This window comes from Dokdonella koreensis DS-123, assembly GCF_001632775.1.
Lineage (GTDB): Bacteria > Pseudomonadota > Gammaproteobacteria > Xanthomonadales > Rhodanobacteraceae > Dokdonella > Dokdonella koreensis.
On record NZ_CP015249.1, the window covers coordinates 1,004,139 to 1,029,049 of the forward strand.

General features: G+C 67.3%; 17 protein-coding genes, 2 tRNA genes and 3 rRNA genes. 15 read left to right on the forward strand and 7 right to left on the reverse strand.

The window, feature by feature from the left end; translation table 11 throughout:
* The first annotated feature begins 9 nt into the window (after positions 1-9).
* The 5 genes from I596_RS03905 to cydC all read left to right on the forward strand — a co-directional run bounded on the left by I596_RS03905 (position 10) and on the right by cydC (position 6,386).
* A complete protein-coding gene (locus tag I596_RS03905) occupies positions 10-1,599 on the forward strand; it encodes a cytochrome ubiquinol oxidase subunit I (RefSeq protein ID WP_067644486.1) in 1,590 nt (529 codons plus the stop codon).
* On the forward strand, positions 1,596-2,750 hold the full coding sequence (cydB, locus tag I596_RS03910) for a cytochrome d ubiquinol oxidase subunit II (RefSeq protein ID WP_067644489.1): 1,155 nt from the start codon (positions 1,596-1,598) through the stop codon (positions 2,748-2,750). Before I596_RS03905 ends, cydB begins: the two co-directional genes overlap by 4 nt.
* 10 nt (positions 2,751-2,760) lie before the next feature.
* The gene (gene cydX / locus I596_RS03915) at positions 2,761-2,871 is read left to right on the forward strand and encodes a cytochrome bd-I oxidase subunit CydX (protein WP_067644492.1); all 111 of its coding nucleotides are present in this window, start codon (positions 2,761-2,763) and stop codon (positions 2,869-2,871) included.
* A gap of 78 nt (positions 2,872-2,949) precedes the next feature.
* Positions 2,950-4,698 (forward strand): thiol reductant ABC exporter subunit CydD, encoded by a 1,749-nt coding sequence (gene cydD / locus I596_RS03920; RefSeq protein WP_067644495.1) that lies wholly within the window; start codon positions 2,950-2,952, stop codon positions 4,696-4,698.
* Positions 4,695-6,386: a thiol reductant ABC exporter subunit CydC gene (cydC, locus tag I596_RS03925; RefSeq protein WP_067644500.1), complete on the forward strand. Its 1,692-nt coding sequence runs from the start codon at positions 4,695-4,697 to the stop codon at positions 6,384-6,386. The genes cydD and cydC overlap by 4 nt, the downstream gene beginning before the upstream one ends.
* Positions 6,387-6,459: 73 nt before the next feature.
* On the opposite strand, the gene I596_RS03930 is transcribed toward cydC, so the two are convergent.
* The 5 genes from I596_RS03930 to tkt all read right to left on the reverse strand — a co-directional run bounded on the left by I596_RS03930 (position 6,460) and on the right by tkt (position 12,832).
* Positions 6,460-7,053 (reverse strand): hypothetical protein, encoded by a 594-nt coding sequence (locus I596_RS03930; RefSeq protein WP_223303912.1) that lies wholly within the window; start codon positions 7,051-7,053, stop codon positions 6,460-6,462.
* Between the two features lie 4 nt (positions 7,054-7,057).
* Positions 7,058-9,271 (reverse strand): xanthine dehydrogenase family protein molybdopterin-binding subunit, encoded by a 2,214-nt coding sequence (locus tag I596_RS03935; RefSeq protein WP_083965729.1) that lies wholly within the window; start codon positions 9,269-9,271, stop codon positions 7,058-7,060.
* A gap of 10 nt (positions 9,272-9,281) precedes the next feature.
* Positions 9,282-9,599 (reverse strand): (2Fe-2S)-binding protein, encoded by a 318-nt coding sequence (locus I596_RS03940; RefSeq protein WP_269465538.1) that lies wholly within the window; start codon positions 9,597-9,599, stop codon positions 9,282-9,284.
* Positions 9,600-9,876: 277 nt separating this feature from the next.
* The gene (locus I596_RS03945; RefSeq protein WP_067644508.1) at positions 9,877-10,653 is read right to left on the reverse strand and encodes a ferredoxin--NADP reductase; all 777 of its coding nucleotides are present in this window, start codon (positions 10,651-10,653) and stop codon (positions 9,877-9,879) included.
* Positions 10,654-10,837: 184 nt separating this feature from the next.
* Positions 10,838-12,832 (reverse strand): transketolase, encoded by a 1,995-nt coding sequence (gene tkt / locus I596_RS03950; RefSeq protein WP_067644510.1) that lies wholly within the window; start codon positions 12,830-12,832, stop codon positions 10,838-10,840.
* A 388-nt stretch (positions 12,833-13,220) separates the two neighbouring features.
* Between tkt and I596_RS03955 the strand changes: the two genes are divergently transcribed.
* A complete protein-coding gene (locus I596_RS03955) occupies positions 13,221-13,793 on the forward strand; it encodes a porin family protein (RefSeq protein ID WP_067644512.1) in 573 nt (190 codons plus the stop codon).
* Between the two features lie 148 nt (positions 13,794-13,941).
* Complete coding sequence (locus tag I596_RS03960) at positions 13,942-15,180, forward strand: aspartate aminotransferase family protein (RefSeq protein WP_067644515.1); 1,239 nt, start codon at positions 13,942-13,944, stop codon at positions 15,178-15,180.
* Positions 15,181-15,330: 150 nt separating this feature from the next.
* Here the strand turns inward: I596_RS03960 and hemL are convergent, their stop codons facing one another.
* Both hemL and thiE read right to left on the reverse strand, forming a co-directional pair.
* Complete coding sequence (gene hemL / locus I596_RS03965; protein WP_067644518.1) at positions 15,331-16,617, reverse strand: glutamate-1-semialdehyde 2,1-aminomutase; 1,287 nt, start codon at positions 16,615-16,617, stop codon at positions 15,331-15,333.
* The gene (gene thiE, locus I596_RS03970) at positions 16,614-17,246 is read right to left on the reverse strand and encodes a thiamine phosphate synthase (protein WP_067644520.1); all 633 of its coding nucleotides are present in this window, start codon (positions 17,244-17,246) and stop codon (positions 16,614-16,616) included. The genes hemL and thiE overlap by 4 nt, the downstream gene beginning before the upstream one ends.
* 106 nt (positions 17,247-17,352) lie before the next feature.
* On the opposite strand from thiE, the gene I596_RS03975 reads away from it, so the two are divergent.
* The 8 genes from I596_RS03975 to I596_RS04010 all read left to right on the forward strand — a co-directional run bounded on the left by I596_RS03975 (position 17,353) and on the right by I596_RS04010 (position 24,888).
* Positions 17,353-17,559: a rubredoxin gene (locus tag I596_RS03975; protein ID WP_067644523.1), complete on the forward strand. Its 207-nt coding sequence runs from the start codon at positions 17,353-17,355 to the stop codon at positions 17,557-17,559.
* An 88-nt stretch (positions 17,560-17,647) separates the two neighbouring features.
* Complete coding sequence (locus tag I596_RS03980; protein ID WP_150132001.1) at positions 17,648-17,887, forward strand: hypothetical protein; 240 nt, start codon at positions 17,648-17,650, stop codon at positions 17,885-17,887.
* A 451-nt stretch (positions 17,888-18,338) separates the two neighbouring features.
* Positions 18,339-19,877, forward strand: a 16S ribosomal RNA gene (locus I596_RS03985).
* A 111-nt stretch (positions 19,878-19,988) separates the two neighbouring features.
* Positions 19,989-20,065: transfer RNA gene (locus tag I596_RS03990), tRNA-Ile, on the forward strand.
* A 31-nt stretch (positions 20,066-20,096) separates the two neighbouring features.
* Positions 20,097-20,172 (forward strand) — tRNA-Ala (locus tag I596_RS03995).
* A gap of 181 nt (positions 20,173-20,353) precedes the next feature.
* A 23S ribosomal RNA gene (locus I596_RS04000) occupies positions 20,354-23,235 on the forward strand.
* A gap of 118 nt (positions 23,236-23,353) precedes the next feature.
* A 5S ribosomal RNA gene (rrf, locus tag I596_RS04005) occupies positions 23,354-23,468 on the forward strand.
* The 16S, 23S and 5S rRNA genes sit together here with 2 tRNA genes alongside, the layout of an rRNA operon.
* A gap of 646 nt (positions 23,469-24,114) precedes the next feature.
* Entirely contained in the window at positions 24,115-24,888 is a 774-nt protein-coding gene (locus I596_RS04010; protein WP_067644529.1) for a hypothetical protein, read from the forward strand.
* Positions 24,889-24,911: the final 23 nt, after the last annotated feature.

The window sequence follows — 24,911 nt, forward strand, 5'->3', positions numbered from 1 at the left end:
GGTGACAGGATGATCTCCGATACCGTCGTCGAGCTGTCGCGCTGGCAGTTCGCCATCACCGCGCTGTACCACTTCCTGTTCGTCCCGCTGACCATCGGCCTGGCGATCATGCTGGCGATCATGGAGTCGGTCTACGTCATGACCGGCCGGGTGGTCTACCGGCAGATGGTGATGTTCTGGGGCAAGCTGTTCGGCATCAACTTCGCGCTCGGCGTCGCCACCGGCATCACGATGGAGTTCCAGTTCGGTACGAACTGGTCGTACTACTCCCAGTACGTCGGCGACATCTTCGGCACGCCGCTGGCGATCGAAGGCCTGATGGCGTTCTTCCTGGAATCGACCTTCGTCGGCCTGTTCTTCTTCGGGTGGGAACGCCTGAGCCGCCTGCAGCACCTGATGGTCACCTGGCTGGTGGCACTGGGCTCGAACTTCTCGGCGCTGTGGATCCTGGTCGCCAACGCCTGGATGCAGAACCCGGTCGGCGCGCACTTCAATCCGGACACGCTGCGGATGGAGCTGGCCAGCTTCTCGGAGGTGTTCTTCAATCCGGTCGCGCAGGTCAAGTTCGTCCACACGGTATCGGCCGCCTACGTGGTCGCGGCCTGCTTCGTGCTCGGCATCAGCGCGTGGTACCTGTTGCGCGGCCGTCATCGCGCGTTCGCGCTGCGCTCGTTCGCGATCGCCTCGGCGTTCGGCCTCGCCTCGGTGCTGTCGGTCATCACGCTCGGCGACGAGAGCGGCTACGAGGTCGGCCACGTGCAGAAGGTCAAGCTCGCCGCGATCGAGGCGATGTGGGAAACCCATCCGCCGCCGGCGCCGTTCACCGCGGTCGGCATCATTGATTCGAAGGCGATGCGGACCGACTACGCGGTCGAGATCCCGTGGTTGATGGGGCTGATCGCGACGCGCTCGATCGACACGCCGATCGTCGGCATCCGCGAGCTCGTCCTCGAGCACGAGGCCAAGATCCGCAACGGCATCAAGGCGTACGCCGCCCTGCAGAAGGTGCGGGCCAACCCGACCGACCTGTTCGCGCGCGAGGACCTCAAGCGCTACCAGGAGGACCTCGGCTACGGCCTGCTGGTCAAACGCTATGCGCCGGGCGTCGTCGACGCCAGCGACGCGCAGATCGCCCAGGCCGCCCGTGACGGCATTCCGCCGGTCGGCCCGCTGTTCTGGGCGTTCCGCATCATGGTCGGCTGCGGCGTCTTCATGCTGGGCGTGTTCGCCTGGGCCTTCCTGGCCTCGGCACGGCGCAGCGTCGGCCGCAGCCGGCTGCTGCTGCGCCTGGCGGTGGCGATGATTCCGGTGCCGTGGATCGCCTCGGAGATGGGCTGGATCGTCGCCGAGCTGGGCCGCCAGCCGTGGACCGTGTCGGAGGTCCTGCCGACCTGGATGTCGGTGTCGTCGCTGACCGTCGGCGACCTGCTGTTCAGCCTGACCGGCTTCGTCGTGTTCTACACGACGCTGCTGGTGGTGGAGATGTACCTGATGGTGAAGTTCGCGCGGAAGGGACCGCCGGAGGACGACGAGCCGGTCGGCGGGCCGGTCCAGATGGCCCCTTCACGGGCGGCGGTGCAGGCGGGAGAGCACGCATGAGCGAGCTGATCGGCTTCCTGATGAGCTACGAGACGCTGCGCGCGGTCTGGTGGCTGTTCCTCGGCGTGCTGCTGATCGGCTTCGCGATCACCGGCGGCTACGACCTCGGCGTCGGCGCGCTGTTGCGCGTCGTCGCCCGTGACGACGACGAGCGCCGGGTACTGCTCAATGCCGTAGGGCCGACCTGGGAAGGCAACCAGGTGTGGTTCATCCTCGGCGGCGGCGCGATCTTCGCGGCCTATCCGCTGATCTACGCCGCGGCGTTCTCCGGCTTCTTCGTCGCGCTGATCCTGGTGCTGTTCGCGTTGATCCTGCGTCCGGTCGGCTTCGACTACCGCAGCAAGCTTCCCAGCCGGCGCTGGCGCGACACCTGGGACTGGTGCCTGTTCATCGGCGGCTTCGTACCGGCGCTGGTGTTCGGCGTGGCCTTCGGCAACCTGCTGCAGGGCGTGCCGTTCCGCTACGACGAGGTCCTGCGCGTCCACTACGAGGGCAGCTTCTTCGGCCTGCTCAACCCGTTCGGCCTGCTGGCCGGCGTGATCAGCCTGTCGATGCTGGTGATGCAGGGTGCGGCTTTCCTCCTGATCAAGACCACCGGCGACGTCCGGCAGCGCGCGCAGCGCTGGTTCGGCATCGCGGTGCTGGTGTTCTGCGCGAGCTTCGCGCTGGCCGGCGTATGGGTCGCGTTCGGCATCGACGGCTACCGCATCGTCGCGTTCGCCGGTACCGAGGCCTATTCCAATCCGGTCGCCAAGACGGTCGAGCGCGCCGCCGGCGCCTGGTTCGCCAACTACCGGGCGATGCCGGTGCTGTGGGCGATCCCGGCCCTGGCCTTCGCCGGTGCGCTCGCCGCCTGGCGGCTGGCACCGGCGCGGCCGGGCCTGGGCTTCGTGCTGAGCTCGGTGGCGGTGGCCTGCACGATCCTGACCGCCGGCGTGGCGATGTTCCCGTTCATGATGCCGTCCAGCCTGGTGCCTTCGCACAGCCTCACGGCCTGGGACGCGACCTCCAGCCTGCTGACGCTGCGCTGGATGTTCTGGCTGACGGTGTTCTTCCTGCCGCTGATCGTCGCCTACACCAGCTGGGTGTTCCGCGTGATGCGCGGGCCGGTCCATATCGAGCACGTGCGCGGCTCGGACGCCCACTACTGAGGAGAGGCCGATGTGGTATTTCGCTTGGATCCTCGGCGTGCTGCTGGCCTGCGCCGCCGGCATCATCAATGCGATGTGGCTGGAGCTGAAGGGCTATCCGGAGGACGAGGACGGCCGATGACGCGCGCCGCCGCGCCGTGCCCGCCGCCGCGCGGGCGAACCGGCACGAGCGCCGCCGCCGCGTGAGCGCCGGTCCGCGGTGAGCGTCGAGGCGAGCACCGAAGCGTCGGCCCAGGCCTGGCTCGGCGCGCAGGTCGGCAGCGTGCGGCGCTGGACATGGGCAGCGGCGGCAGCGGGTCTGGCGGCTGCGGCGGCCTGGATCGCGTTCGCGGCATCGGTGGCCGGGGTCGCCGGCCGCTGGATCGCCGGCGAGGCCGCGCCGGGCAGCGCGATCGTCCTGATGCCGGCGCTGCTGGTGCTGCGCAGCGCCTTGCTGGCCACCCGTGAATGGGCCGGCAGCCGCGCCGGCCTGCGCCTGCGCGAGCGCCTGCGCGGCCGCCTGCTCGACGCGCTGGAACACCTGGGCCCCCTGCGCGCTGCCGCCGGCAGCGATGGCGCGCTGGCGACCGTGATCGTCGAGCAGGTCGATGCCCTCGACGGCTACTTCGCGCGCTACCGACCGCAACGCCTGCTGGCGGCCGGCGTGCCGCTGCTGGTCGTGGCGGCGATCGTGCCGCACAGCTGGCTGGCCGCGCTGCTGCTGGCCGCCACCGCCCCGCTGATTCCCGCCTTCATGGTGCTGGTCGGCCACGGTGCCGCCGCGGCCGGCCGCCGGCAGGCGGCCGCGCTGGCGACACTCGGCGGCCGTTTCCTCGACCTCGTGCGCGGCCTGCCGGCCCTGCGCCTTGCCGGCCGTACCGGGTGGGGCGCCGAGGGCGTCCGCGAGGGCGCGCACGGGTACCGCCGGCGCAGCCTGCAGGTGCTGCGCATCGCGTTCCTGTCGTCCACGGTGCTGGAGCTGTTCGCCTCGGCGGCGATCGCGATGGTGGCGCTGTATCTGGGACTGGCGCTGCTCGGCCGCTTCCCGGTGGGCCACTACGGCCAGCCGATGACGCTGGAGCCGGCGCTCTTCGTGTTGCTGCTGGCACCGGAGTTCTTCGCGCCGCTGCGCCAGCTCGGGACGGACTATCACTTGCGGGCGCAGGCGCTGGCCGCGGCGGGACCGATCCAGGACCTGCTGCGGCGGGCACCGGCCCAGGCCCTGCCGGCAGCGGCCACCGTGCCCGCGCGCCCGCCCGGGCCGCCGGTGATCGAGTTCGACGCGGTCAGCCTGCGCCATCCCGATGGCCGCCTGGCCCTGGACCGCGTGAGCTTCCGGATCGCGGCGGGCCAGCGGGTCGCGCTGACCGGTGCCAGCGGTTCCGGCAAGAGCAGCGTGCTGGCCCTGCTGGCGGGGTTCGTCGCACCGACCGCGGGACGCATCCTTGTCGACGGCGTGGACCTGGCTGCCTGGCCGCGGTCGGCCTGGTGGCGCCGGCTGGCCTGGCTCGAGCAGCGGCCGGAATGGTTCGGCGCCAGCCTCCGCGACAACGTCCTGGTCGGGCTGGACCGCGGCGACGATGCGCGCCTGGCGCAGGCACTCGCTGCCGCCGGCCTGGCCGCCGATGTCGCCGCCCTGCCCGAGCAGGCCGAGACCGTGATCGGCAGTGCCGGCATCGGCCTGTCCGGCGGCCAGTTGCAGCGGCTTGCGCTGGCCCGCGCGCTGGCGCGCCAGGCCGACCTGTGGCTGCTCGACGAACCCCTGGCGCAGCTCGATACGCAGACGGCTGCCGCGTTGCGCACCTCGCTCGCGGCGTTCAGCCGGGGATGCACCTTGCTGATCGCGACCCATGACGACGACGAGACGCTGCGTGCGGGCGGCTGGATCGATCGTCGCATCGTGCTGGCGGGTGGCGCGGTCGCCGGCGATGCGCCGCTGCGCGAGCCGGCCGCCGGAGGCACTGCATGAGCGGACGCTCCGATCCCGGCAGCTGGTCACTGCAGCGGTTGCTGCGCCCGCATGCGGGGCGCTTCGCGCTGGCGTTCGTGCTCGGCGCGCTCACGCTGCTCGCCTCGCTCGGCCTGCTCGCGCTGTCGGGCTGGTTCATCACGGCCGCTGCCGTGGCGGGCACTGGCGTCGCCGCAGCCAGTTTCGACATCTTCCGGCCGGGCGCGCTGATCCGGCTGTGCGCGATCGTGCGGACGGCCGGCCGCTACGGCGAACGGCTGCTGTCGCACGACGTCGTGCTCGGTGTGCTCGCCGACCTGCGCGTACGCTGCTATGCGGTGCTGGCGCGCCTGGCGCCGGAGCCGCTGGCACGCTGGTCCGAGGGCGAACTGCTGCAACGCGTGACGGCCGATGTCGATGCGCTGGACGAGGCGCCGTTGCGCGCCTGGCTGCCGCTCGGCTGGGCGCTGCTGGTGCTCGGCGTCGCGCTGGTGCTGGTCGGTTCGGTTTCCCCGGTGTTGCTGGGTGCGGCCTGGCCGTGGCTGGTCGCGGCCGGCATCGCGGTGCCGCTGGCGGCGGTGCACCTCGCGCAACGCTGGGCCGGCCGGCTGGCGGCGCTCGCCGGACGCCGCCGCGACCGGCTGGTGGATCTGCTGCGCGGGCTGACGACGCTGTGCCTGTGCGGCGCGATCGCGTCCCGGCGCGAGGAGTGGCGGCACCTGGACCAGGCCGTGATCGACGGCCGCTTCCGCCAGCGCTTGCTCGAAGCCGGTGCGCAGGCGCTCGTGGTGTTGCTGGTCGGCTTGGCCGGCTGGAGCCTGCTGCGCGCCGGCGATGGTCCGGCGGTGGCCGCTGCGGTCGCGGCGCCGTGGCGGGTCATGACGGTGCTCGCCGCCCTCGCGACGCTGGAAGCGTTCGTTCCGGCGGCCGCGGCACTGCATGCCTGGATGCACACGCGGGCGGCGCAGGAGCGGCTCGCCGCGCTCGAGGCCGCGGAGCCGGCGGTGGCCTTCCACGGCAGCATCGGCACTGCCGCGACCGGCGGCCGGCTGCAGGTGCACGGTGTCGTCCACCGGCCCGCAGGACGCCCGACCGTCATCGGGCCGATCGACCTGGCGATCGCCGCGGGCGCGCGCGTCGTGCTGGACGGGCCGTCCGGCGCCGGCAAGTCGACCCTGCTGGCGCTGCTCGCGCGGACGCTCGACCCGGCCGCGGGCAGGCTCACCCTCGACGGCGTGCCGCTGGCCGACTACACCGAGGCGGCGCTGCGTGCGAGCGTGGCCGTCCTGCCCCAGCGTCCGCACCTGTTCGCCATGTCGCTGGCCGACAACCTGCGCCTGGGCGACTCAGGCATCGACGACGCGCGTTTGCGGTCCGTCCTCGCAGCGGTGGCGCTGGACGGTTTCCTGGACGGGTTGCCGCGTGGCCTGGAGACGCCGCTCGGCGAGTACGGCGCTGGCCTGTCCGGCGGCGAGGCGCGCCGCGTGGCCCTGGCCGGCGTACTGCTGCGCGGCGCACCGCTGGTCCTGCTCGACGAGCCGTTCGAGGGCCTGGACGCGGCGACGGCGGCGCGCGTCGCCACCGGCATCGACCGCTGGGTCGGCGAAGGCACGCTGGTGCTGGTCAGCCACCGGCCGGTCGCATTCGCGCGCCCGGCAATCCGGCTGCACATGGTGGCCGGGCGGTTGCAGGCGGCCGGCACGAGTTGAGCGGCCGTGCCGGCAGGCGGGCTGCGGGTCCGCAGCGCCGGGCTCGCCGGTCTGGCCGGCTGCCGTGGCGCGCTCAGGTCGACGGGCAGGGTGCGCCCGCGTCGATCCACGTCTTCACGGCTGCAACGGTCTGCGCATGACTGAGCGGAGGCGGGCGACGAGCGCCGCCCGGCTGCCAGCCCCAGGCCACGAGCTTGTCCTCGGCGAAGTGGTGCAGGATCTGGTCCAGGTCCTTGCCGCCGTTGCTGGCCGGGTCGCGCAGCCGCAGGCAGATGTCGCGGGCGCCGACATCGACCCAGACCATTTCCTTCGGTGCCAGGTGCCAGTTCGGCGCGCCCGGCGGTGCGTTCGGTCCGGCCGCGGCGGGTGCGTTGGCGTCCTGGTGGCAGGTCGTGCACGGCAACCCCGGCATGCCGCGGCCGTCGGTACCGCCCTGCACGTTCTGGCCGTGCACGAAGCCGGCGTCGTACTGCCGCGGCCGGCCGTCGGCGACATGGCAGTTGCGGCAGCGCGGGTGCTGCACGACGCTGCGGATCGGCTCGAACAGGCCGTGCTCGTCGGCAGGCGCGGGGGCCGGTGCCGGGCCGGCGGCGGCACCGGCGAGCGCCAAGGCCGGGACCAGGGCGGCGGCCCGGATGAGTTTCAGCCATCGATCGTGCGTGGCCATCGCATCAGGCCTTGAGCTGGGTGGTGTCGATCGGCAGGCGCCGGATGCGTTGTCCGGTGGCGGCGAACAGCGCATTGACGACGGCCGGGGCGACCACGGCGGTGCCGGGCTCGCCGACACCGGTGGGTTTCTCCGACGAGGCGGCGATGTGCACCTCCACCGCCGGCATGTCCTGCATGCGCAGCGGCCGGTAGTCGTGGAAGTTGGACTGCTCGACGACGCCGTCCTTGAGCGTGATCGCGCCGAGCAGGGCGGCCGACAGGCCGTAGCCGATGCCGCCCTCCATCTGCGCGCGGATCACGTCGGGGTTGATCGCCACGCCGCAGTCGACCGCGCAGACGACCCGGTCGACCTTGAACCGGCCGTCGGCCTCGACCGTGACCTCGGCCACCTGGGCGACGTAGGTATCGAACGACTTGTGCACGGCGATGCCGCGGCCGCGGCGCTTGCCGCCGGCCGGCGCGAGTGGACGGCTCCAGCCGGCACGCTCGGCGGCCAGGTCCAGGACACCCAGCTCGCGCGGGTGCGCCGCCAGCAGGCCGCGCCGGAACCGGTAGGGATCGGCGCCAGCGGCGGCGGCCAGTTCGTCGATGAAGGCTTCGGTCGCGAAACCCGAATGCGTGTGACCCACCGAGCGCCACCATTGCACCGGCACGCCCGGATCGGGTGAGTGCAGGTCCAGGTGCAGGTTCTCGACCGCGTAGGGCAGGTCGTCCACGCCCTCGACCGTCGTGCCGTCGACGCCGTCCTTGACCATCATCGCCTCGAACGGGGAGCCCTTGAGGATCGACTGGCCGACGATGCGGTGGCGCCAGCCGGCGATGCGGCCGTTCTCGCCCAGCGCCGCGGTGACGGCGTGAAGGGTCAGCGGCCGGTAGTAGCCACCGCGCGTGTCGTCCTCGCGCGTCCAGACCAGCTTGACCGGCATGCGATGGCCGCGCTCGCGCGCGGCGACGGCCAGCGCGACCGCTTCGAGGATGTAGTCGGACTTGGGATTGGCGCGGCGGCCGAAACTGCCGCCGGCATAGAGCTGGTTGATCGTGACCTTGTCCGGTGCGATGTCCAGGCGCTTGGCGACCGCGGCCTGGTCCACCGTGTGGAACTGCTCGCCGTTCCACAGCTCGCAGCGGCCCTCGCCCAGGGCGACGACGCAGTTGAGCGGTTCCATCGCCGCATGCGCGAGGAACGGCACCTCGTAGGTGGCTTCGATCAGGCGCTTGCCGGCCAGCGCGCGATCGACGTCGCCACGGCTGACGACCGTCTTGCCGGGCTGCCGGGCCAGCGCGCGGTACTCCGTGAGGAGCGTATCGCTGCTCGCGCGCAAGGCCGCGGTATCGTCCCATTCCACCGTGAGCGCCTCGCGCGCGCGGATCGCGGTCCAGGTGTCGCGTGCGAGGACGGTGACGCCACCGGCGAACACGCCGCGCTCGGCCGGAACGACGAAGACGTCGGTCACGCCGGGGATGGCCTTGGCCTTGGCGGCGTCGAAACGCGCCACCGCGGCGCCGAAGCGTGGCGGGTGCGCGACGACGGCCACCTGCATGCCCGGCAACTGCACGTCCTGGGTGAACTTCGCGCTGCCGTCGGTCTTGGCGCGGCTGTCGGTGCGCGGCAGCTTGAGCTTGCCGATCAGCGTGTAGCGGTCCGGTTTCTTGAGCGCCGGTGCCTCGGCCGGTACCGGCTGGCTCGCCGCCAGCGCGGTCAACTCGCCGAAGCCGGCCCGCCGGCCGCTGGCGGCATGGCTGACCACGCTGCGGTCCACTGTGATCTCGCCTGCCGGCACCTGCCATTTCTGCGAAGCGGCGGCGACCAGCATCGCGCGCGCGGTGGCGCCGGCCTGGCGCATCTGGTCCCAGGCGCCGGGCATCGCGCTGCTGCCGCCGGTTCCCTGGATCGCGCCGCCCCAGGCGGCGTTGCCGTAGCGCTTGGCATCGGCCGGTGCGCCGACGACGCGGACCTGCGCCCAGTCCGCATCCAGTTCCTCGGCGATCAGGGTCGCGATGCCGGTGAACGTACCCTGGCCCATCTCCAGGTGCTTGGACGTCACCGTGACGAGGCCGGTGCCGTCGATCTGCACGAAGGCATTGGGGGTGAAGGTGGTGTCGGCGCCACCGATCGCTTCGGCGGCCAGGGCGGGGCCGACGTAGACGGCCAGGGCCAGCCCGGCACCGGTCTTGAGGAAGTCGCGCCGGCTGGCATTGATGATCGTCGTGGTCATGGTCGCGTCCTCAGGCCAGCGCGGCGGCGGCTTCGTGGATCGCGGCGCGGATGCGGACATAGGTCGCGCACCGGCAGACGTTGCCGCTCATCGCCGCGTCGATGTCCTCGTCGCTCGGCGCCGGCTTGGCCTTGAGCAGCGCGGTGGCGGACATGATCTGGCCGGACTGGCAATAGCCGCACTGCACGACGTCGAGCCGGCGCCAGGCTTCCTGGATGGCGAGGCCGACCCGATCGGTGCCGACGCCTTCGATCGTCGTGATCGCCTTGTCCTTCGCCGCGGCGACCGGCAGCACGCAGGAGCGCACCGGCTGGCCGTCGACATGCACGGTGCAGGCGCCGCACTGTGCGATGCCGCAGCCGAACTTGGTCCCGGTCAGTTGCGCCGCGTCGCGCAGCGCCCACAGCAGGGGGTATCGTCCGGGACGTCCAGTTGCAGGGACTTGCCGTTGACGTTCAGCGTGATCATGGCGCCACTCCTGTTGCCGACGGGTACAGGACGGGCAGGGCCCGCGTGGCCCCGAAGCATGCGCCTGCCCTCTGCCGCGCGCCAGTCCGCCGGGCGGACTCGCTCGGAACGGGCAAGGATCGGCGTGGAATCGACGCCTAGCGTTCGACGAAGGCGCGTTCGATCACGTAGTCGCCCGGCGTGCCGATCCGCGGCGAGACGGCGAAGCCGCGGCGATCGAGCAGCCCGGACAGCGAAGCGAGCATGGCCGGGCTGCCGCAGATCATCGCTCGATCGGCGGCCGGGTCCAGCGGCAGCAGGCCGGCATCGGCGCACAGCCGGCCGCTTTCGAGCAGCTCGTCCAGCCGTCCCTGGTTGCGGAACGCTTCCCGCGTGACGGTCGGGTAGTAGACGAGCTTCTCGCGCACCAGGTCGCCGAGGTACGGGTGGGCCGGCAGCTCGTCCTCGAACAGCGAGCGATAGGCGAGGTCGGCCACCTGGCGCACGCCATGGGTGACGACCACCTTGTCGAAGCGCTCCCAGGTCTCCGGATCGCGGGCGATCGAGAGGAACGGGGCCAGGCCGGTCCCGGTCGCCAGCAGGTACAGGTGCCGGGCGGGCTTGAGGTCGTGCAGCAGCAGGGTGCCGGTCGGCTTGCTGCCGATCAGGACCTCGTCGCCGACGCGAAGGTGCTGCAGGCGCGAGGTCAGCGGGCCGTTGGCCACCTTGATGCTGAAGAACTCCAGGTGCTCCTCGTAGTTGGCGCTGGCGATGCTGTACGCGCGCAGCAGCGGCCGGCCGTCCACCGGCAGGCCGATCATGATGAACTGGCCGTTCTCGAATCGCAGCCCGGCATCGCGGGTGGTCGTGAAGCTGAAGAGGAAGTCGTTCCAGTGCCGCACACTGAGGACGCGTTCGGTATTGAAAGCTGCCACGGGTTCACCTGTCTTGAAAGGCGGAAGGCGCCGGCCTTCCCGTCGTCCGGATTGTCGAGCGGTGGAGGTCCGGGCGACCCGACGGCGATCAAGCATCGCCGCGGTTCGCGCCCCCCGAGGCGCGGCCGATCGTCGCGCCGGCTTCCCGGCGGCCGCAGCGGCGGCACGCCGGGATCCGGGACGCCTAGGCCAGTGCGCGTGCCGTGTCGACGACGCGCTCGGCCGTGATGCCGAAGTGCCGGTACAGCGCATCGGCGGGCGCCGACGCGCCGAAGGTGTCGAGGCCGACCACCGCGCCGTCCAGGCCGACGTACTTGCGCCAGAAATCGGTGATGCCGGCCTCGACCGCGATGCGCTTGCGGCACCACCCGGGCAGGACGCCCTCGCGGTACTCCAGCGGTTGGGCATCGAAGACGCTGGTGCAGGGCATCGACACGACGCGGGCCGCCACGCCCTGGTCCGCCAGGATGCGCATGGCCTGCATCGCGATCTCGACCTCCGAGCCGGTCGCGATCAGGATCAGGTCGAAGCGGGCGCTCGGCGGGTCCGACAGCACGTAGCCGCCGCGGGCGACATCGGCCACCTGCTCGGCGCTACGCGGCTGGTGCGCCAGGTTCTGCCGCGAGAAGACCAGGCAGGACGGGCCGTCGCGGCGCTCGATCGCCGCCTTCCAGGCGATCGCCGACTCGACGGCGTCGCAGGGGCGCCAGACCGCGTTGTTCGGGATGTAGCGCAGGCTCGCCAGGTGCTCGACCGGCTGGTGGGTCGGGCCGTCCTCGCCCAGGCCGATCGAGTCGTGCGTGTAGACGTGGATCGCGCGCGTCGGGATCAGGGCGCTCATGCGCACCGCGTTGCGGGCGTAGTCGGAGAAGACCAGGAATGTCGCGTCGTACGGGATGAAGCCGCCGTGCAGCGCCAGCCCGTTGGCGATCGCGCTCATGCCGAACTCGCGGACGCCGTAGTGCACGTAGTTGGCGGCGGGATCGCCGGAATTGACGTCCTTCGAGCCCTTCCAGAGGGTCAGGTTCGACCCGGCAAGATCGGCCGAGCCGCCGATTAGCTCCGGCAGCAGCGGGCCGTACGCGTCGAGGGCCATCTGCGAGGCCTTGCGCGAGGCGACGACCGGGCCTTCGGCCTGGAGCTTGGCGATCCAGGCATCGGCGGCGACGGCGAATTCATCCGGCAGCGCGCCGGACAGGCGACGCTCGAACTCGGCGGCCAGGTCCGGGTGCGCAGTACGGTAGCGCGCGAACAGCGCATTCCATTCGGCCTCGCGCTCGGCGCCCGTGGCGTGCGCGTTCCAGGCGGCGTAGATGTCCTGCGGGATCTCGAACGGCGCGTGCGGCCAGCCGAGCGCTGCGCGCGCGGCGGCGATCTCGTCCTTGCCGAGCGGGGCGCCGTGGCAGGCTTCCTTGCCCTGCTTGGTCGGCGCGCCGAAGCCGATGATCGTCCTGGCGCAGATCAGCGTGGGCTTGTCCGAGCCGCGGGTCGCCTCGAGCGCCGCGCGGATCGCGTCCGGGGCGTGGCCGTCCACGCCGCGGATGACGTTCCAGCCGTAGGCCTCGAAGCGTGCCGGCGTATTGTCGGTGAACCAGCCGTGCACTTCGCCGTCGATCGAGATGCCGTTGTCGTCCCAGACCGCGACCAGCTTGCCGAGGCGAAGCGTCCCGGCCAGCGAGGCCGCTTCATGCGAGATGCCTTCCATCAGGCAGCCGTCGCCGAGGAAGACATAGGTCGTATGGTCGACGACCGGGAAACCGTCGCGGTTGAAGCGCGCGGCCAGCACCTTCTCGGCCAGCGCCATGCCGACCGCATTGGCCAGGCCCTGGCCGAGCGGACCGGTGGTGGTCTCCACCCCCGGCGTCTCGCTGGCTTCCGGATGGCCGGCGGTTTTCGAATGCAGCTGGCGGAAGCGCTTGAGCTCGTCGAGCGGCAGGGCATAGCCGGTCAGGTGCAGCAGGGCGTAGATCAGCATCGAGCCGTGGCCGTTGGACAGCACGAAGCGGTCGCGGTTGGCCCATTTGGGATTCTGCGGGTTGTGCCTGAGGAAATCGCTCCACAGCACCTGGGCGATGTCGGCCATGCCCATCGGCATGCCGGGGTGACCGGATTTGGCGGCTTCGACCGCGTCCATTGCCAACGCGCGGATCGCGTTGGCGAGTTCTGTACGGCTCGGCATTGATCGGACTCGACAGGAATGCGCGACCTGGCCGGCGGGCGGGTCGCAAGGGGCGCGCATTGTCGCCGATCAGCTCCCGGATGTCTTTCCCGTCGCCCTCGATGGGCGGCTTGATGGGCACCCGCGCGCTGCGGCTCGCCCCGTGAAGCGGCGGGCGCACCCGGGACCGTCCTTCCCTCGGTCCGATTCGATCGGGCTCGATTCGGCGTTCGTGCCCGGTGCCTGAACAATTTGTAAACCGTTCGGTATTGAAATCCTGGGGCTGAACCCCAGCTTAGGCCGCACGGAGCAGCCCGGAACGCGAAGCCATCGCCCCTGTCGAAGCTCTCCGACGCATACGCCCACCCCGACGTATGTCGCTCATCCACTCGAAATGTTGGAGCAGAAAATGAAAACCTCGATTCTTGCCATCGCCCTGACCGCTGCCGGCCTGGTTGCCGCACCGGCCATCAGCCACGCTCAGGACAAGGGCGGATTCTTCATCAACGGTCAGGTCGGCCAGGCCCAGCTCGACAAGGGCGTGTACGACGATGACGACACCGCCTATGGCGTCAACCTCGGCTATCGCTGGGCATTGAACCCGGCCGTCGCCCTCGGCGTCGAAGGCGGCTACACCGACCTCGGCACGTTCTCCCCGAAGTCCGCGTCGCGCCCGGTCGGCAAGGCCGATCTGAAGGGCTGGACGCTGGGCGTCAACGGCCACTTCAACATCAACGACAACTGGTACGTCAGCGGCCGCGGCGGCCTGTTCCGCGCCGACCTCAAGGGCGGCTACAACGGCATCGAAGCGCCGGTTCGCGTCGATGACACGTCCAACGGCTGGTACACCGGCGTCGGCTTCGGCTACGACTTCAGCAACCGCGCCAGCGTGGGCCTGAACTACGACTACTACAAGGTCGACGAGAAGGGCCTCAAGCTCGATCCGGGCGTGGTCTCGGTCGGTGCCGAAGTGCGCTTCTGATCGCGAACGTTCTCCAACGGAGCCACAGGGCAAGGATGCATTTCCAACAGCCGGTCCGCAGTGCGGGCCGGCTGTCTTTTTTTCGGTTCCCGCTGACGGATAATGCACGGGCGCGTGCTCACGCGCGGACCTGGGCTGGAACCGACCGATGAACACCACCGCCGCTCCCGGCGCGGACAGCCTTGCGCTGATCCGCAAGGGAAAAGACTACCTCGTGCCGGTGTACCGGCAGCGCGAACTGATCCTCGACCGCGGCCAGGGATCCCGGCTGTGGGACGTCGATGGGCGCGAGTACATCGACTTCGCCGCCGGCATCGCCGTCAATGCGCTCGGCTACGGCGACCCGGAGATCCTGGCGGCGCTGCAGGCGCAGGCCGCCAAGCTCTGGCATACCAGCAACGTGTTCTACAGCGAGCCGCCGCTGCGGCTGGCCGAGGAACTCGTCGCCGCGAGCGGTTTCGCCGAGCGCGTTTTCCTGTGCAACTCGGGTACCGAAGCGAACGAAGCCGCGATCAAACTGGTGCGGCGGTTTGCCGCGGCGCGTGATCGTGCGCCGGAGCGGCGCGTGATCCTGAGCTTCGAAGGCTCGTTCCACGGCCGGACGCTCGCCGCCGTCACCGCGACCGCCCAGCCGAAGTACCAGCAGGGCTACGAGCCGTTGCCGGGCGGATTCCGCTACGGCGCGTTCAACGACGTGGCCGCGCTCGACGCCACGCTGACCGACGACGTGGCCGCGGTGATCGTCGAGCCGATCCAGGGCGAGGGCGGCGTCGTGCCGGCGACCAGCGATTTTCTCCAGGCGCTGCGCGAGCGCTGCGATGCGGTCGGGGCCCTGCTGGTCTTCGACGAGATCCAGTGCGGCATGGGACGCACCGGCCGGCTCTGGGCCCATCAGTGGCACGACGTGAAGCCCGACGTCATGACGATCGCCAAGGCGCTGGGCTGCGGTTTTCCGATCGGGGCGATGCTGGTCAACGGGCGCACCGCGCAGACACTGCAGTTCGGCGCGCACGGCACCACCTTCGGCGGCAATCCGCTCGCTGCCGCGGTCGCGCGCGTGGCCTTGCGCCGGCTGTCGGCGCCTGAACTCCTGGCGCAGGTCGAGCGCCAGTCGGTGGCGCTGCAGGTCGGCCTCGAGCGGATCGGCAACGAGCACGCGGTGTTCTCGCAGGTGCGCGGGCAGGGATTGATGCTGGGCGCGGTGCTCGCGCCGGCCTACGCCGGTCGCGCCGGCGAACTGCTCGACCATGCCGCCCGGAACGGTCTGCTGACGCTGCAGGCCGGGGCGGACGTGCTTCGCTTCGTGCCGGCGCTGACGATCGGCAGCGACGATCTCGACGACGGACTGCGGCGCCTGGACGAAGCGGTCCGCCAGTTCATCCAATGAAAAGAGCCGGCGCCGGCGTTCGGCCGGCGCCAGTACGGGGAGCTGCGGGCATCGGCGCGCCCCGCGTGCGGGTCGCGCGACGCGCCTCGGCGGCGCTGGGTGCCGTGGCGAACGTCCTCGTCGCGCTGAACTCTTTCCGCGGCGAGGCGATCAGCCGTTCTTGACGGCGCGGAACGCGCCCCGGGCCGCCTCCAGCGTTTCGGCGATGATCTGCTCGTCGTGCGCGCTCGAAACGAAGCCGGCCTCGTAGGCCGAGGGTGCCAGGAAGACGCCGCGCTCGAGCATGGCCTGGAAGAAGCGGTTGAACGCGGCCGTGTCGGTCGCGGTCGCCTGCGCATAGGTCTCGACCTTCTGCGCCGTGAAGAACAGTCCGAACATCGCGCCGACCCGCTGGGTGCTGAAAGCGATGCCTTCGCCGTCGGCGATCGCCTGCAGGCCATCGGTGAGCAGGCGCGTGCGCCGAGCGAGCTCCTCGTGGAAGCCCGGCTGCTGGATCAGCTCGAGCATCGCCAGGCCGGCGGCCATCGCGACCGGGTTGCCGCTCAGGGTCCCGGCCTGATAGACCGGGCCTGCCGGCGCGATCTGCTGCATGATCTCGCGGCGTCCCCCGTACGCGCCGACCGGCATGCCGCCGCCGATGATCTTGCCCAGCGTGGTGAGGTCCGGCGTCACGCCGTAGTGCGCCTGCGCGCCGCCGAGCGCGACGCGAAAGCCGGTCATGACCTCGTCGAAGATCAGCAATGCGCCGTGCCGCGAGCAGAGGGCGCGCAGGTGCTGCAGATAGCCCTCGCGCGGCGGGATGCAGTTCATGTTGCCGGGAACCGGTTCGACGATCAGCCCGGCGATCTCGACGCCGAACGCGTCGAAGAGTGCCGTGGCGGCCTCGAAGTCGTTGAACGGCAGCGTGAGAGTGAGGTCGGCCAGCGCAGCAGGGACGCCCGGCGAGGTCGGTGTCCCGAGCGTCAGCGCGCCCGATCCCGCCTTCACCAGGAATGCATCGGCATGGCCGTGGTAGCAGCCTTCGAATTTCACGATGCGTGCCCGCCCGGTATGGCCGCGGGCCAGGCGGATGGCCGACATCGTCGCTTCCGTGCCGGAGTTGACCATGCGCACGACGTCGATCGACGGAATCAGCCTGGTGATCGTCTCGGCCATCGTGACCTCGGCCGGGCAGGGCGTGCCGAACGACAAGCCGTTCTGGATCGCGCGCTCCACGGCCGCTCGTACGTGCGGGTGGTTGTGACCTGCAATCATCGGCCCCCACGAGCCGACATAGTCGATGTAGCGCTTGCCCTCCACGTCCCACAGGCAGGCGCCGTCCGCGCGTGCCGTGAAGAACGGTTCGCCACCGACCGACCGGAAGGCGCGTACCGGTGAGTTGACGCCGCCGGGTATCCGCTCGAGTGCGCGTTGGAAGAGTGCGTGATTGGAGCTCATGGGGTGTCCATCGTTCGAGAAAACAGGGAGGCGAACCGGCTGGCCGCCGAGCGCACGTCGCTCGCGCCGAACACGGCGCTGATGGCGGCGATGAGGTCGGCGCCCGCCGCCACCAGCGGCGCCGCATTGTCCGGCGTGATGCCGCCGATCGCCACCAGCGGACGGCCGAGGCTGCGCGCCGCGACCAGGAGTTCGGGCGTCGCCCTGCGCGCCGCCGGCTTGGTCGGCGACGGGAAGAACGCGCCGAACGCCAGGTAGTCGGCGCCGGCGGCGGCCATGCGCCGGGCGCGTTCGAGCGAGTCGTAGCACGAGGCGCCGATGATCGCATCGGGCCCCAGGATCGCGCGTGCCGCGGCGATCACCGTGTCGTCCTCGCCCAGGTGCACGCCGTCTGCCCCGACTTCGCGCGCGAGTTCGACGTCGTCGTTGACGACCAAGGCCACGCCATGGGCCGAGCAGAGCGTGCGCAACGCCCGGGCCTCGTCGCGCCGGCGCGCCGACGCACCGGTCTTGTCGCGATACTGCAGCAGCCGGGCGCCGCCGGCCAGGGCCGACTCGCAGGCGTGGATGAGGTCGTGCCGGGGGCCGTCGGTTATCGCGTACAGGCCGCGCGGGAGAGGGATGTGCATGGCGCCAGTGTAGCGACGGTGCGGCCGTTCGGCGCCGGATCGCTCTTGGATCGACTGCGGTGCACTGCCACAATGCCGCCGTTCCCGGTTCCGGTTTCGATCATTCATGTCCTCGCTCGCACTTCCGCCTTCAGGCGAACCGCCGTATCGCACCTTCATGTGCGTGGTCTGCGGCTTTCTCTACCACGAAGCGGAGGGCTGGCCGGACGACGGCATCGCGCCGGGCACTCGCTGGGAAGACGTGCCCGAGACATGGACCTGCCCCGACTGCGGCGTGACCAAGTCCGATTTCGAGATGATCGAAGTCGGCTGAGTTCAGCCCGAGCCTGCAAATCGCCTCATCTGGCCCCGGGCCTTGCCCGATCGCGCCATGGCTGGGGTTCAGGGGAAGAATGGAATACATGCGCCCGTCCCCGGGTTTCAGCGAGGTGCCGGTCATGCAGGTATTCGTTCCGCTCGAAGAGATTCCCGACGAGGTCCCGTTCCTTGCGGTGCTGGTGCCCTACCAGGTCGGCATGCGCTGTGTGGCCGGCGCGCGCCCCGTGCCGCCGGACAGGCGTGCGTCCGTGGCGGCCGATGCGTGCAGATGCAGGAGCGAAGCGCGCGGTGTGCCTGCCGAGCTGGCCTGCTGCGAGGACTAGCGGTTCGGTAGCGGAACGCAGCAGGCCCGGCCGTTCTGGTGCGCGTCGAAAAATTTTTCGTCTTCCCCCTTCCCGAAACGATCGTGTCTGGTTAGGATGCGCGCCCCCTGCAGGACAGGCCGCGAGGCCGGGCGGGGTGGCAGGAAGGCCGCACAAGGAAGCGACGCCCGGGAGGGCGAAGAAAGTGAGCGGCGGGTGTTGACGGAAAGGAATTTGGTTGTATGATGCACGGCTCCCTCGGACGAAACGTCATGAGGAGCGGGACGAAGAAGGTTCCGCAAGCGATTGATCTTTGACAGTGCGCGCAGGTGACTTGTGTGGGCGCCTTGGGATGGAGAAGTCCATCGATACCAAGAAAGCGTCCAAGCAAGTTCAAAGCAGCAAGCTTTACATGCTTGGGTTGACTTTCAGAAAGAACAAGCCGCTGGGGAAACCTGGTGGTTGCAAGATCTAACTGAAGAGTTTGATCCTGGCTCAGAGTGAACGCTGGCGGCAGGCCTAACACATGCAAGTCGAGCGGCAGCGCGGGGGCAACCCTGGCGGCGAGCGGCGGACGGGTGAGGAATGCATCGGAATCTGCCTCGTTGTGGGGGATAACGTAGGGAAACTTACGCTAATACCGCATACGACCGAGAGGTGAAAGTGGGGGACCGCAAGGCCTCACGCGACGAGATGAGCCGATGCCGGATTAGCTAGTTGGTGGGGTAAAGGCCCACCAAGGCGACGATCCGTAGCTGGTCTGAGAGGATGATCAGCCACACTGGAACTGAGACACGGTCCAGACTCCTACGGGAGGCAGCAGTGGGGAATATTGGACAATGGGCGCAAGCCTGATCCAGCCATGCCGCGTGTGTGAAGAAGGCCTTCGGGTTGTAAAGCACTTTTGTTGGGGAAGAAAGCGTACGGATTAATACTTCGTGCGGATGACGGTACCCAAAGAATAAGCACCGGCTAACTTCGTGCCAGCAGCCGCGGTAATACGAAGGGTGCAAGCGTTACTCGGAATTACTGGGCGTAAAGCGTGCGCAGGCGGTTCGTTAAGTCTGCTGTGAAAGCCCTGGGCTCAACCTGGGAATGGCAGTGGATACTGGCGAGCTAGAGTACGGTAGAGGAAGGTGGAATTCCCGGTGTAGCGGTGAAATGCGTAGAGATCGGGAGGAACACCAGTGGCGAAGGCGACCTTCTGGACCAGTACTGACGCTCATGCACGAAAGCGTGGGGAGCAAACAGGATTAGATACCCTGGTAGTCCACGCCCTAAACGATGCGAACTGGATGTTGGGCACACTTTGGTGCTCAGTGTCGAAGCTAACGCGTTAAGTTCGCCGCCTGGGGAGTACGGTCGCAAGACTGAAACTCAAAGGAATTGACGGGGGCCCGCACAAGCGGTGGAGTATGTGGTTTAATTCGATGCAACGCGAAGAACCTTACCTGGCCTTGACATGTCCGGAATCCTGCGGAGACGCGGGAGTGCCTTCGGGAATCGGAACACAGGTGCTGCATGGCTGTCGTCAGCTCGTGTCGTGAGATGTTGGGTTAAGTCCCGCAACGAGCGCAACCCTTGTCCTTAGTTGCCAGCACGTAAAGGTGGGAACTCTAAGGAGACTGCCGGTGACAAACCGGAGGAAGGTGGGGATGACGTCAAGTCATCATGGCCCTTACGGCCAGGGCTACACACGTACTACAATGGTCGGTACAGAGGGTTGCAATACCGCGAGGTGGAGCCAATCCCAGAAAGCCGATCCCAGTCCGGATCGGAGTCTGCAACTCGACTCCGTGAAGTCGGAATCGCTAGTAATCGCGAATCAGCATTGTCGCGGTGAATACGTTCCCGGGCCTTGTACACACCGCCCGTCACACCATGGGAGTTGGTTGCTCCAGAAGCAGGTAGTCTAACCGCAAGGGGGACGCTTGCCACGGAGTGGTCAATGACTGGGGTGAAGTCGTAACAAGGTAGCCGTATCGGAAGGTGCGGCTGGATCACCTCCTTTCGAGTACGACTGATCCGCCCAAGGCGTCCACACAAGACACCTGCCTATTCAGAGCACACCCGTTCGCGGTCATGCGGTGCATGACTGACGGACGAGAACGCCGATCAAGATGGGTCTGTAGCTCAGGTGGTTAGAGCGCACCCCTGATAAGGGTGAGGCCGGTGGTTCGAGTCCTCCCAGACCCACCACTCGGCAAGCCCGGTACAGCGGCCATTTTGTGGGGCCTTAGCTCAGCTGGGAGAGCACCTGCTTTGCAAGCAGGGGGTCGTCGGTTCGATCCCGACAGGCTCCACCAGCTTCTCTGAATAAGCGCGCACTTAAGAATTTTGAAGCAGTCCGACGTTGAGGTCGGTCTGTGTTCTTTGACAACTTGGGACGTAAACAAGCGTTTTGGATCTGCCGATCCAGAATGTGTCGTTGAGGCAAGTAAAGCGAACGTCGAGGCTGTAGGACTCTGAGGCGACTTGGAGTTATATGGTCAAGCGACAAAGCGCATACGGTGGATGCCTTGGCGGTCAGAGGCGATGAAGGACGTGGCAGCCTGCGAAAAGCTCCGGGGAGCTGGCAACAAGCATTGATCCGGGGATGTCCGAATGGGGAAACCCACTCCGCGAGGAGTATCCAGATCTGAATACATAGGGTCTGGAAGCGAACCCAGGGAACTGAAATATCTCAGTACCTGGAGGAAAAGAAATCAACCGAGATTCCCTCAGTAGCGACGAGCGAACGGGGAACAGCCCAAAAGTGGTGCAAGTTCTAGTGGAGCGGTCTGGAAAGGCCGGCCATAGACGGTGATAGCCCGGTACACGAAAGGGCTTGTGCCATGAAAGTGAGTAGGGCGGGGCACGTGAAACCCTGTCTGAACATGGGGGGACCATCCTCCAAGGCTAAATACTCCTGACCGACCGATAGTGAACCAGTACCGTGAGGGAAAGGCGAAAAGAACCCCGGAGAGGGGAGTGAAATAGATCCTGAAACCGTATGCGTACAAGCAGTGGAAGCCCCTTCGTGGGGTGACTGCGTACCTTTTGTATAATGGGTCAGCGACTTACAGTTTGTGGCGAGCTTAACCGTATAGGGGAGGCGAAGGGAAACCGAGTCTGAATAGGGCGCATAGTCGCAGGCTGTAGACCCGAAACCGGGTGATCTAGTCATGCCCAGGGTGAAGGTCCGGTAACACGGACTGGAGGCCCGAACCCACTCCCGTTGCAAAGGTAGGGGATGAGGTGTGATTAGGAGTGAAAAGCTAATCGAACCCGGAGATAGCTGGTTCTCCTCGAAAGCTATTTAGGTAGCGCCTCAAGTATCACTGTTGGGGGTAGAGCACTGTTATGGCTAGCGGGTCATTGAGACTTAGCAAACCATTGCAAACTCCGAATACCAACACGTGCAAGCTTGGGAGACACACGGCGGGTGCTAACGTCCGTCGTGAAAAGGGAAACAACCCAGACCCGCAGCTAAGGTCCCAAAATCATGGCTCAGTGGTGAACGATGTGGGAAGGCATAGACAGCCAGGAGGTTGGCTTAGAAGCAGCCATCCTTTAAAGAAAGCGTAATAGCTCACTGGTCGAGTCGGCCTGCGCGGAAGATTTAACGGGGCTAAGCCATGTACCGAAGCTCGGGGTTCACACCTTTGGTGTGAGCGGTAGAGGAGCGTTCCGTACGCCTGTGAAGGTGAGTCGTAAGGCTTGCTGGAGGTATCGGAAGTGCGAATGCTGACATGAGTAACGATAAGGGGGGTGAAAAGCCCCCCCGCCGAAAGCCCAAGGTTTCCTCGCGCAACGTTAATCGGCGCAGGGTGAGTCGGCCCCTAAGGCGAGGCGGAAACGCGTAGTCGATGGGAAGCGGGTTAATATTCCCGCACCGCTCGTGATTGCGATGGAGTGACGGAGAAGGCTAGGTGTACCGGGCGTTGGTTGTCCCGGGGAAAGGCGGTAGGTGTGGATCTTAGGCAAATCCGGGATCCTCTACACCGAGCACCGAGACGAGTCCTTATCAGGACGAAGTCACTGAGGCCACGCTTCCAGGAAAAACTTCTAAGCTTCAGATCACGAGGACCGTACCGTAAACCGACACAGGTAGGCAGGGTGAGAATCCCAAGGCGCTTGAGAGAACTCGGGTGAAGGAACTAGGCAACATAGCACCGTAACTTCGGGAGAAGGTGCGCCCTTGATCGTGGCTCCGTGCGGAGCTGAGCGATCGGGGGCCGCAGTGACCAGGCCGCTGCGACTGTTTATCAAAAACACAGCACTCTGCAAACACGAAAGTGGACGTATAGGGTGTGACGCCTGCCCGGTGCCGGAAGGTTAATTGATGGGGTCAGCCGCAAGGCGAAGCTCTTGATCGAAGCCCCGGTAAACGGCGGCCGTAACTATAACGGTCCTAAGGTAGCGAAATTCCTTGTCGGGTAAGTTCCGACCTGCACGAATGGCGTAACGATGGCGGCGCTGTCTCCACCCGAGACTCAGTGAAATTGAAATCGCTGTGAAGATGCAGCGTTCCCGCGGCAAGACGGAAAGACCCCGTGAACCTTTACTATAGCTTCACGCTGAACGTTGAGTTCGTCTGTGTAGGATAGGTGGGAGGCGTTGAAACCAGGGCGCTAGTTCTGGTGGAGCCATCCTTGAAATACCACCCTGATGTGCTTGACGTTCTAACCTAGGCCCGTAATCCGGGTCGGGGACCGCGTGTGGTGGGTAGTTTGACTGGGGCGGTCTCCTCCCAAAGTGTAACGGAGGAGCACGAAGGTGCGCTCAGCGCGGTCGGACATCGCGCAGTGTGTGTAAGAGCAAAAGCGCGCTTGACTGCGAGATCGACGGATCAAGCAGGTGCGAAAGCAGGTTCTAGTGATCCGGTGGTTCTGTATGGAAGGGCCATCGCTCAACGGATAAAAGGTACTCCGGGGATAACAGGCTGATTCCGCCCAAGAGTTCATATCGACGGCGGAGTTTGGCACCTCGATGTCGGCTCATCACATCCTGGGGCTGTAGCCGGTCCCAAGGGTATGGCTGTTCGCCATTTAAAGTGGTACGCGAGCTGGGTTCAGAACGTCGTGAGACAGTTCGGTCCCTATCTGTCGTGGGCGTTGGAGATTTGAGAGGGGCTGCTCCTAGTACGAGAGGACCGGAGTGGACGATCCCCTGGTGTTCCGGTTGTCACGCCAGTGGCACAGCCGGGTAGCTACGATCGGAAGCGATAACCGCTGAAAGCATCTAAGCGGGAAGCGCGCCTCAAGATGAGATCTCCCGGGGCCTTGAGCCCCCTGAAGGACCCATGAAGACTACATGGTTGATAGGTCGGGTGTGTATAGCAGCAATGCCGAGCTAACCGATACTAATGATCCGTGCGGCTTGATCATATAACTCCAAGACGCTTCCAGCCCCAACGGCATGTTCTGCCGGCAGGCCCGAACGCTTGTTTACGTCCCAAGTCCCCTATGTGAGACGGGCGCCCTCGGGCGCGGTCTCCGCCAGTTCCTTGGCGACCATAGCGGTGTGGTCCCACCCGATCCCATCCCGAACTCGGAAGTGAAACGCACCCGCGCCGATGGTAGTGTGGCTTAAGCCATGCAAGAGTAGGTCATCGCCAAGGGCCTCAAAGCCGACCCCCGCCTCACCGGCGGGGGTTTTTGTTGTGCGCCAATCGCCAACCGCCGCTGCACCACACCGGCACCCACCGCGAACCGCCGGATCTCGCGCACCCGCGCCGGCCTATCCCAGAGTGGTCGGAAGAGAGAGATAGCCCTCTCAGGCACCAGGACGGCTGCCCGATGATCCCCGCAAACCCAGGGTGAGCTGCCTGCTTCCCAGTACGGACACGCGCGGATGGATACACGGCGTGCTCGGCGCGCCCTACGCGGGCAATGGTGGGCCCAGACTGGGCATGATGGGAAAGCTCCTGTTTTTCAGTCGGTTACAGGGAATCTGCAACTCCAGGGACGAGCACTGGCAAAGCGCCGAAAGAATTCTTCTCCCGGCGTGTCCGGAACGGTGACGACGCTGCGTTACTGATTGACGTGGGCCGGAGGCGAACCTTTGGCGGGGTTGCCGTTGAGACGGGGGTGAGGGAAAACCTACTTCGTCACAACACCGGTCAGGACTTGCCGGACCCACGCTCGAGCGCTTGACGAAACATAGGCTGAACTCCTATTCTCGCGAGCGATCGGGCTTGGTTGACGGTTTTCATCAATCAGGGGAAGGGGCGTGGGCCCCGCCCGACAACTCCTTGGAGACTCCAAATGAAAGTCAATGCGAAGATGAAGTCGCTGTCGCTGGCCGTCGCGGGTCTGGTCGGTTTCGCTTTTGCGGGTAGCGCGATGGCGCAGTGTCCGGCGCTTCCGGGTGCGTGGTCCGGTCAGTCGGCCGTTGGTGGTTCGCTGGCGACCAGCACTCCTGGCTTTGCCAGCACCAACTGCAAGCTGGACGCGCAGATCACCGCCAATCTCGGTTCCGCGTCGGCTTTCGTGCGCGACGATACGCCGGCTGGTGAAGAGCGTTACCGCGCACAGTTCCTTATCAATGTTGATGCACTGGCCAGCCTGAACTCGAGCCAGCCGGTCCGCGCGTTTGCCGCTATCACGGATACGCCGGCCTCTGGTGTTTCCGAAGTCGTCAAGCTGACGGTCTTCGGCAATGCAGCCGGTACGTCCAAGTCGCTGGGCATCCTGGTCGCCGGGTCGAATCCGACCGCGATCGGTGGCTTCGTTTCGTCGAGCGTTCCGCTCACGGGCGGCACCGGTGGCGTGCACCGCATCGAGATCGATTGGTCGAAGGGCGCCGGTCTGGCGGGTGACGGGTCGGGCGCTGGCGGCGTGAAGGTGTGGGTCAACAATACGAACGAAGCCACGCCGAGCCAGACGGTTTCCGCCAACAACACGACCTGGGGCGGTGTCGATTCGGCAGCTCTGGGCCTTGCCCAGGCATCCCCGAACTTCCGTTCGGTGCAGGCAAATCGCATCGTTAGCTTCGACCAGTTCGATTCGCGTCGCTCGACGTTCATCGGCTCGCCGTAATTGCCGGACTTAAGATTTAAGTC

What these genes read in the sequence shown, in the direction of transcription:
- cydC (WP_067644500.1), top strand. Translation starts at nt 4,695, where the DNA reads ATGAGCGGACGCTCCGATCCCGGCAGCTGGTCACTGCAGCGGTTGCTG.
- tkt (WP_067644510.1), bottom strand. Translation starts at nt 12,832, where the DNA reads ATGCCGAGCCGTACAGAACTCGCCAACGCGATCCGCGCGTTGGCAATG.
- hemL (WP_067644518.1), bottom strand. Translation starts at nt 16,617, where the DNA reads ATGAGCTCCAATCACGCACTCTTCCAACGCGCACTCGAGCGGATACCC.
- I596_RS03960 (WP_067644515.1), top strand. Translation starts at nt 13,942, where the DNA reads ATGAACACCACCGCCGCTCCCGGCGCGGACAGCCTTGCGCTGATCCGC.
- I596_RS03975 (WP_067644523.1), top strand. Translation starts at nt 17,353, where the DNA reads ATGTCCTCGCTCGCACTTCCGCCTTCAGGCGAACCGCCGTATCGCACC.
- I596_RS03955 (WP_067644512.1), top strand. Translation starts at nt 13,221, where the DNA reads ATGAAAACCTCGATTCTTGCCATCGCCCTGACCGCTGCCGGCCTGGTT.
- cydB (WP_067644489.1), top strand. Translation starts at nt 1,596, where the DNA reads ATGAGCGAGCTGATCGGCTTCCTGATGAGCTACGAGACGCTGCGCGCG.
- I596_RS03980 (WP_150132001.1), top strand. Translation starts at nt 17,648, where the DNA reads ATGCGCCCGTCCCCGGGTTTCAGCGAGGTGCCGGTCATGCAGGTATTC.
- I596_RS03905 (WP_067644486.1), top strand. Translation starts at nt 10, where the DNA reads ATGATCTCCGATACCGTCGTCGAGCTGTCGCGCTGGCAGTTCGCCATC.
- cydX (WP_067644492.1), top strand. Translation starts at nt 2,761, where the DNA reads ATGTGGTATTTCGCTTGGATCCTCGGCGTGCTGCTGGCCTGCGCCGCC.
- thiE (WP_067644520.1), bottom strand. Translation starts at nt 17,246, where the DNA reads ATGCACATCCCTCTCCCGCGCGGCCTGTACGCGATAACCGACGGCCCC.
- I596_RS03935 (WP_083965729.1), bottom strand. Translation starts at nt 9,271, where the DNA reads ATGACCACGACGATCATCAATGCCAGCCGGCGCGACTTCCTCAAGACC.
- I596_RS03930 (WP_223303912.1), bottom strand. Translation starts at nt 7,053, where the DNA reads ATGGCCACGCACGATCGATGGCTGAAACTCATCCGGGCCGCCGCCCTG.
- I596_RS04010 (WP_067644529.1), top strand. Translation starts at nt 24,115, where the DNA reads ATGAAAGTCAATGCGAAGATGAAGTCGCTGTCGCTGGCCGTCGCGGGT.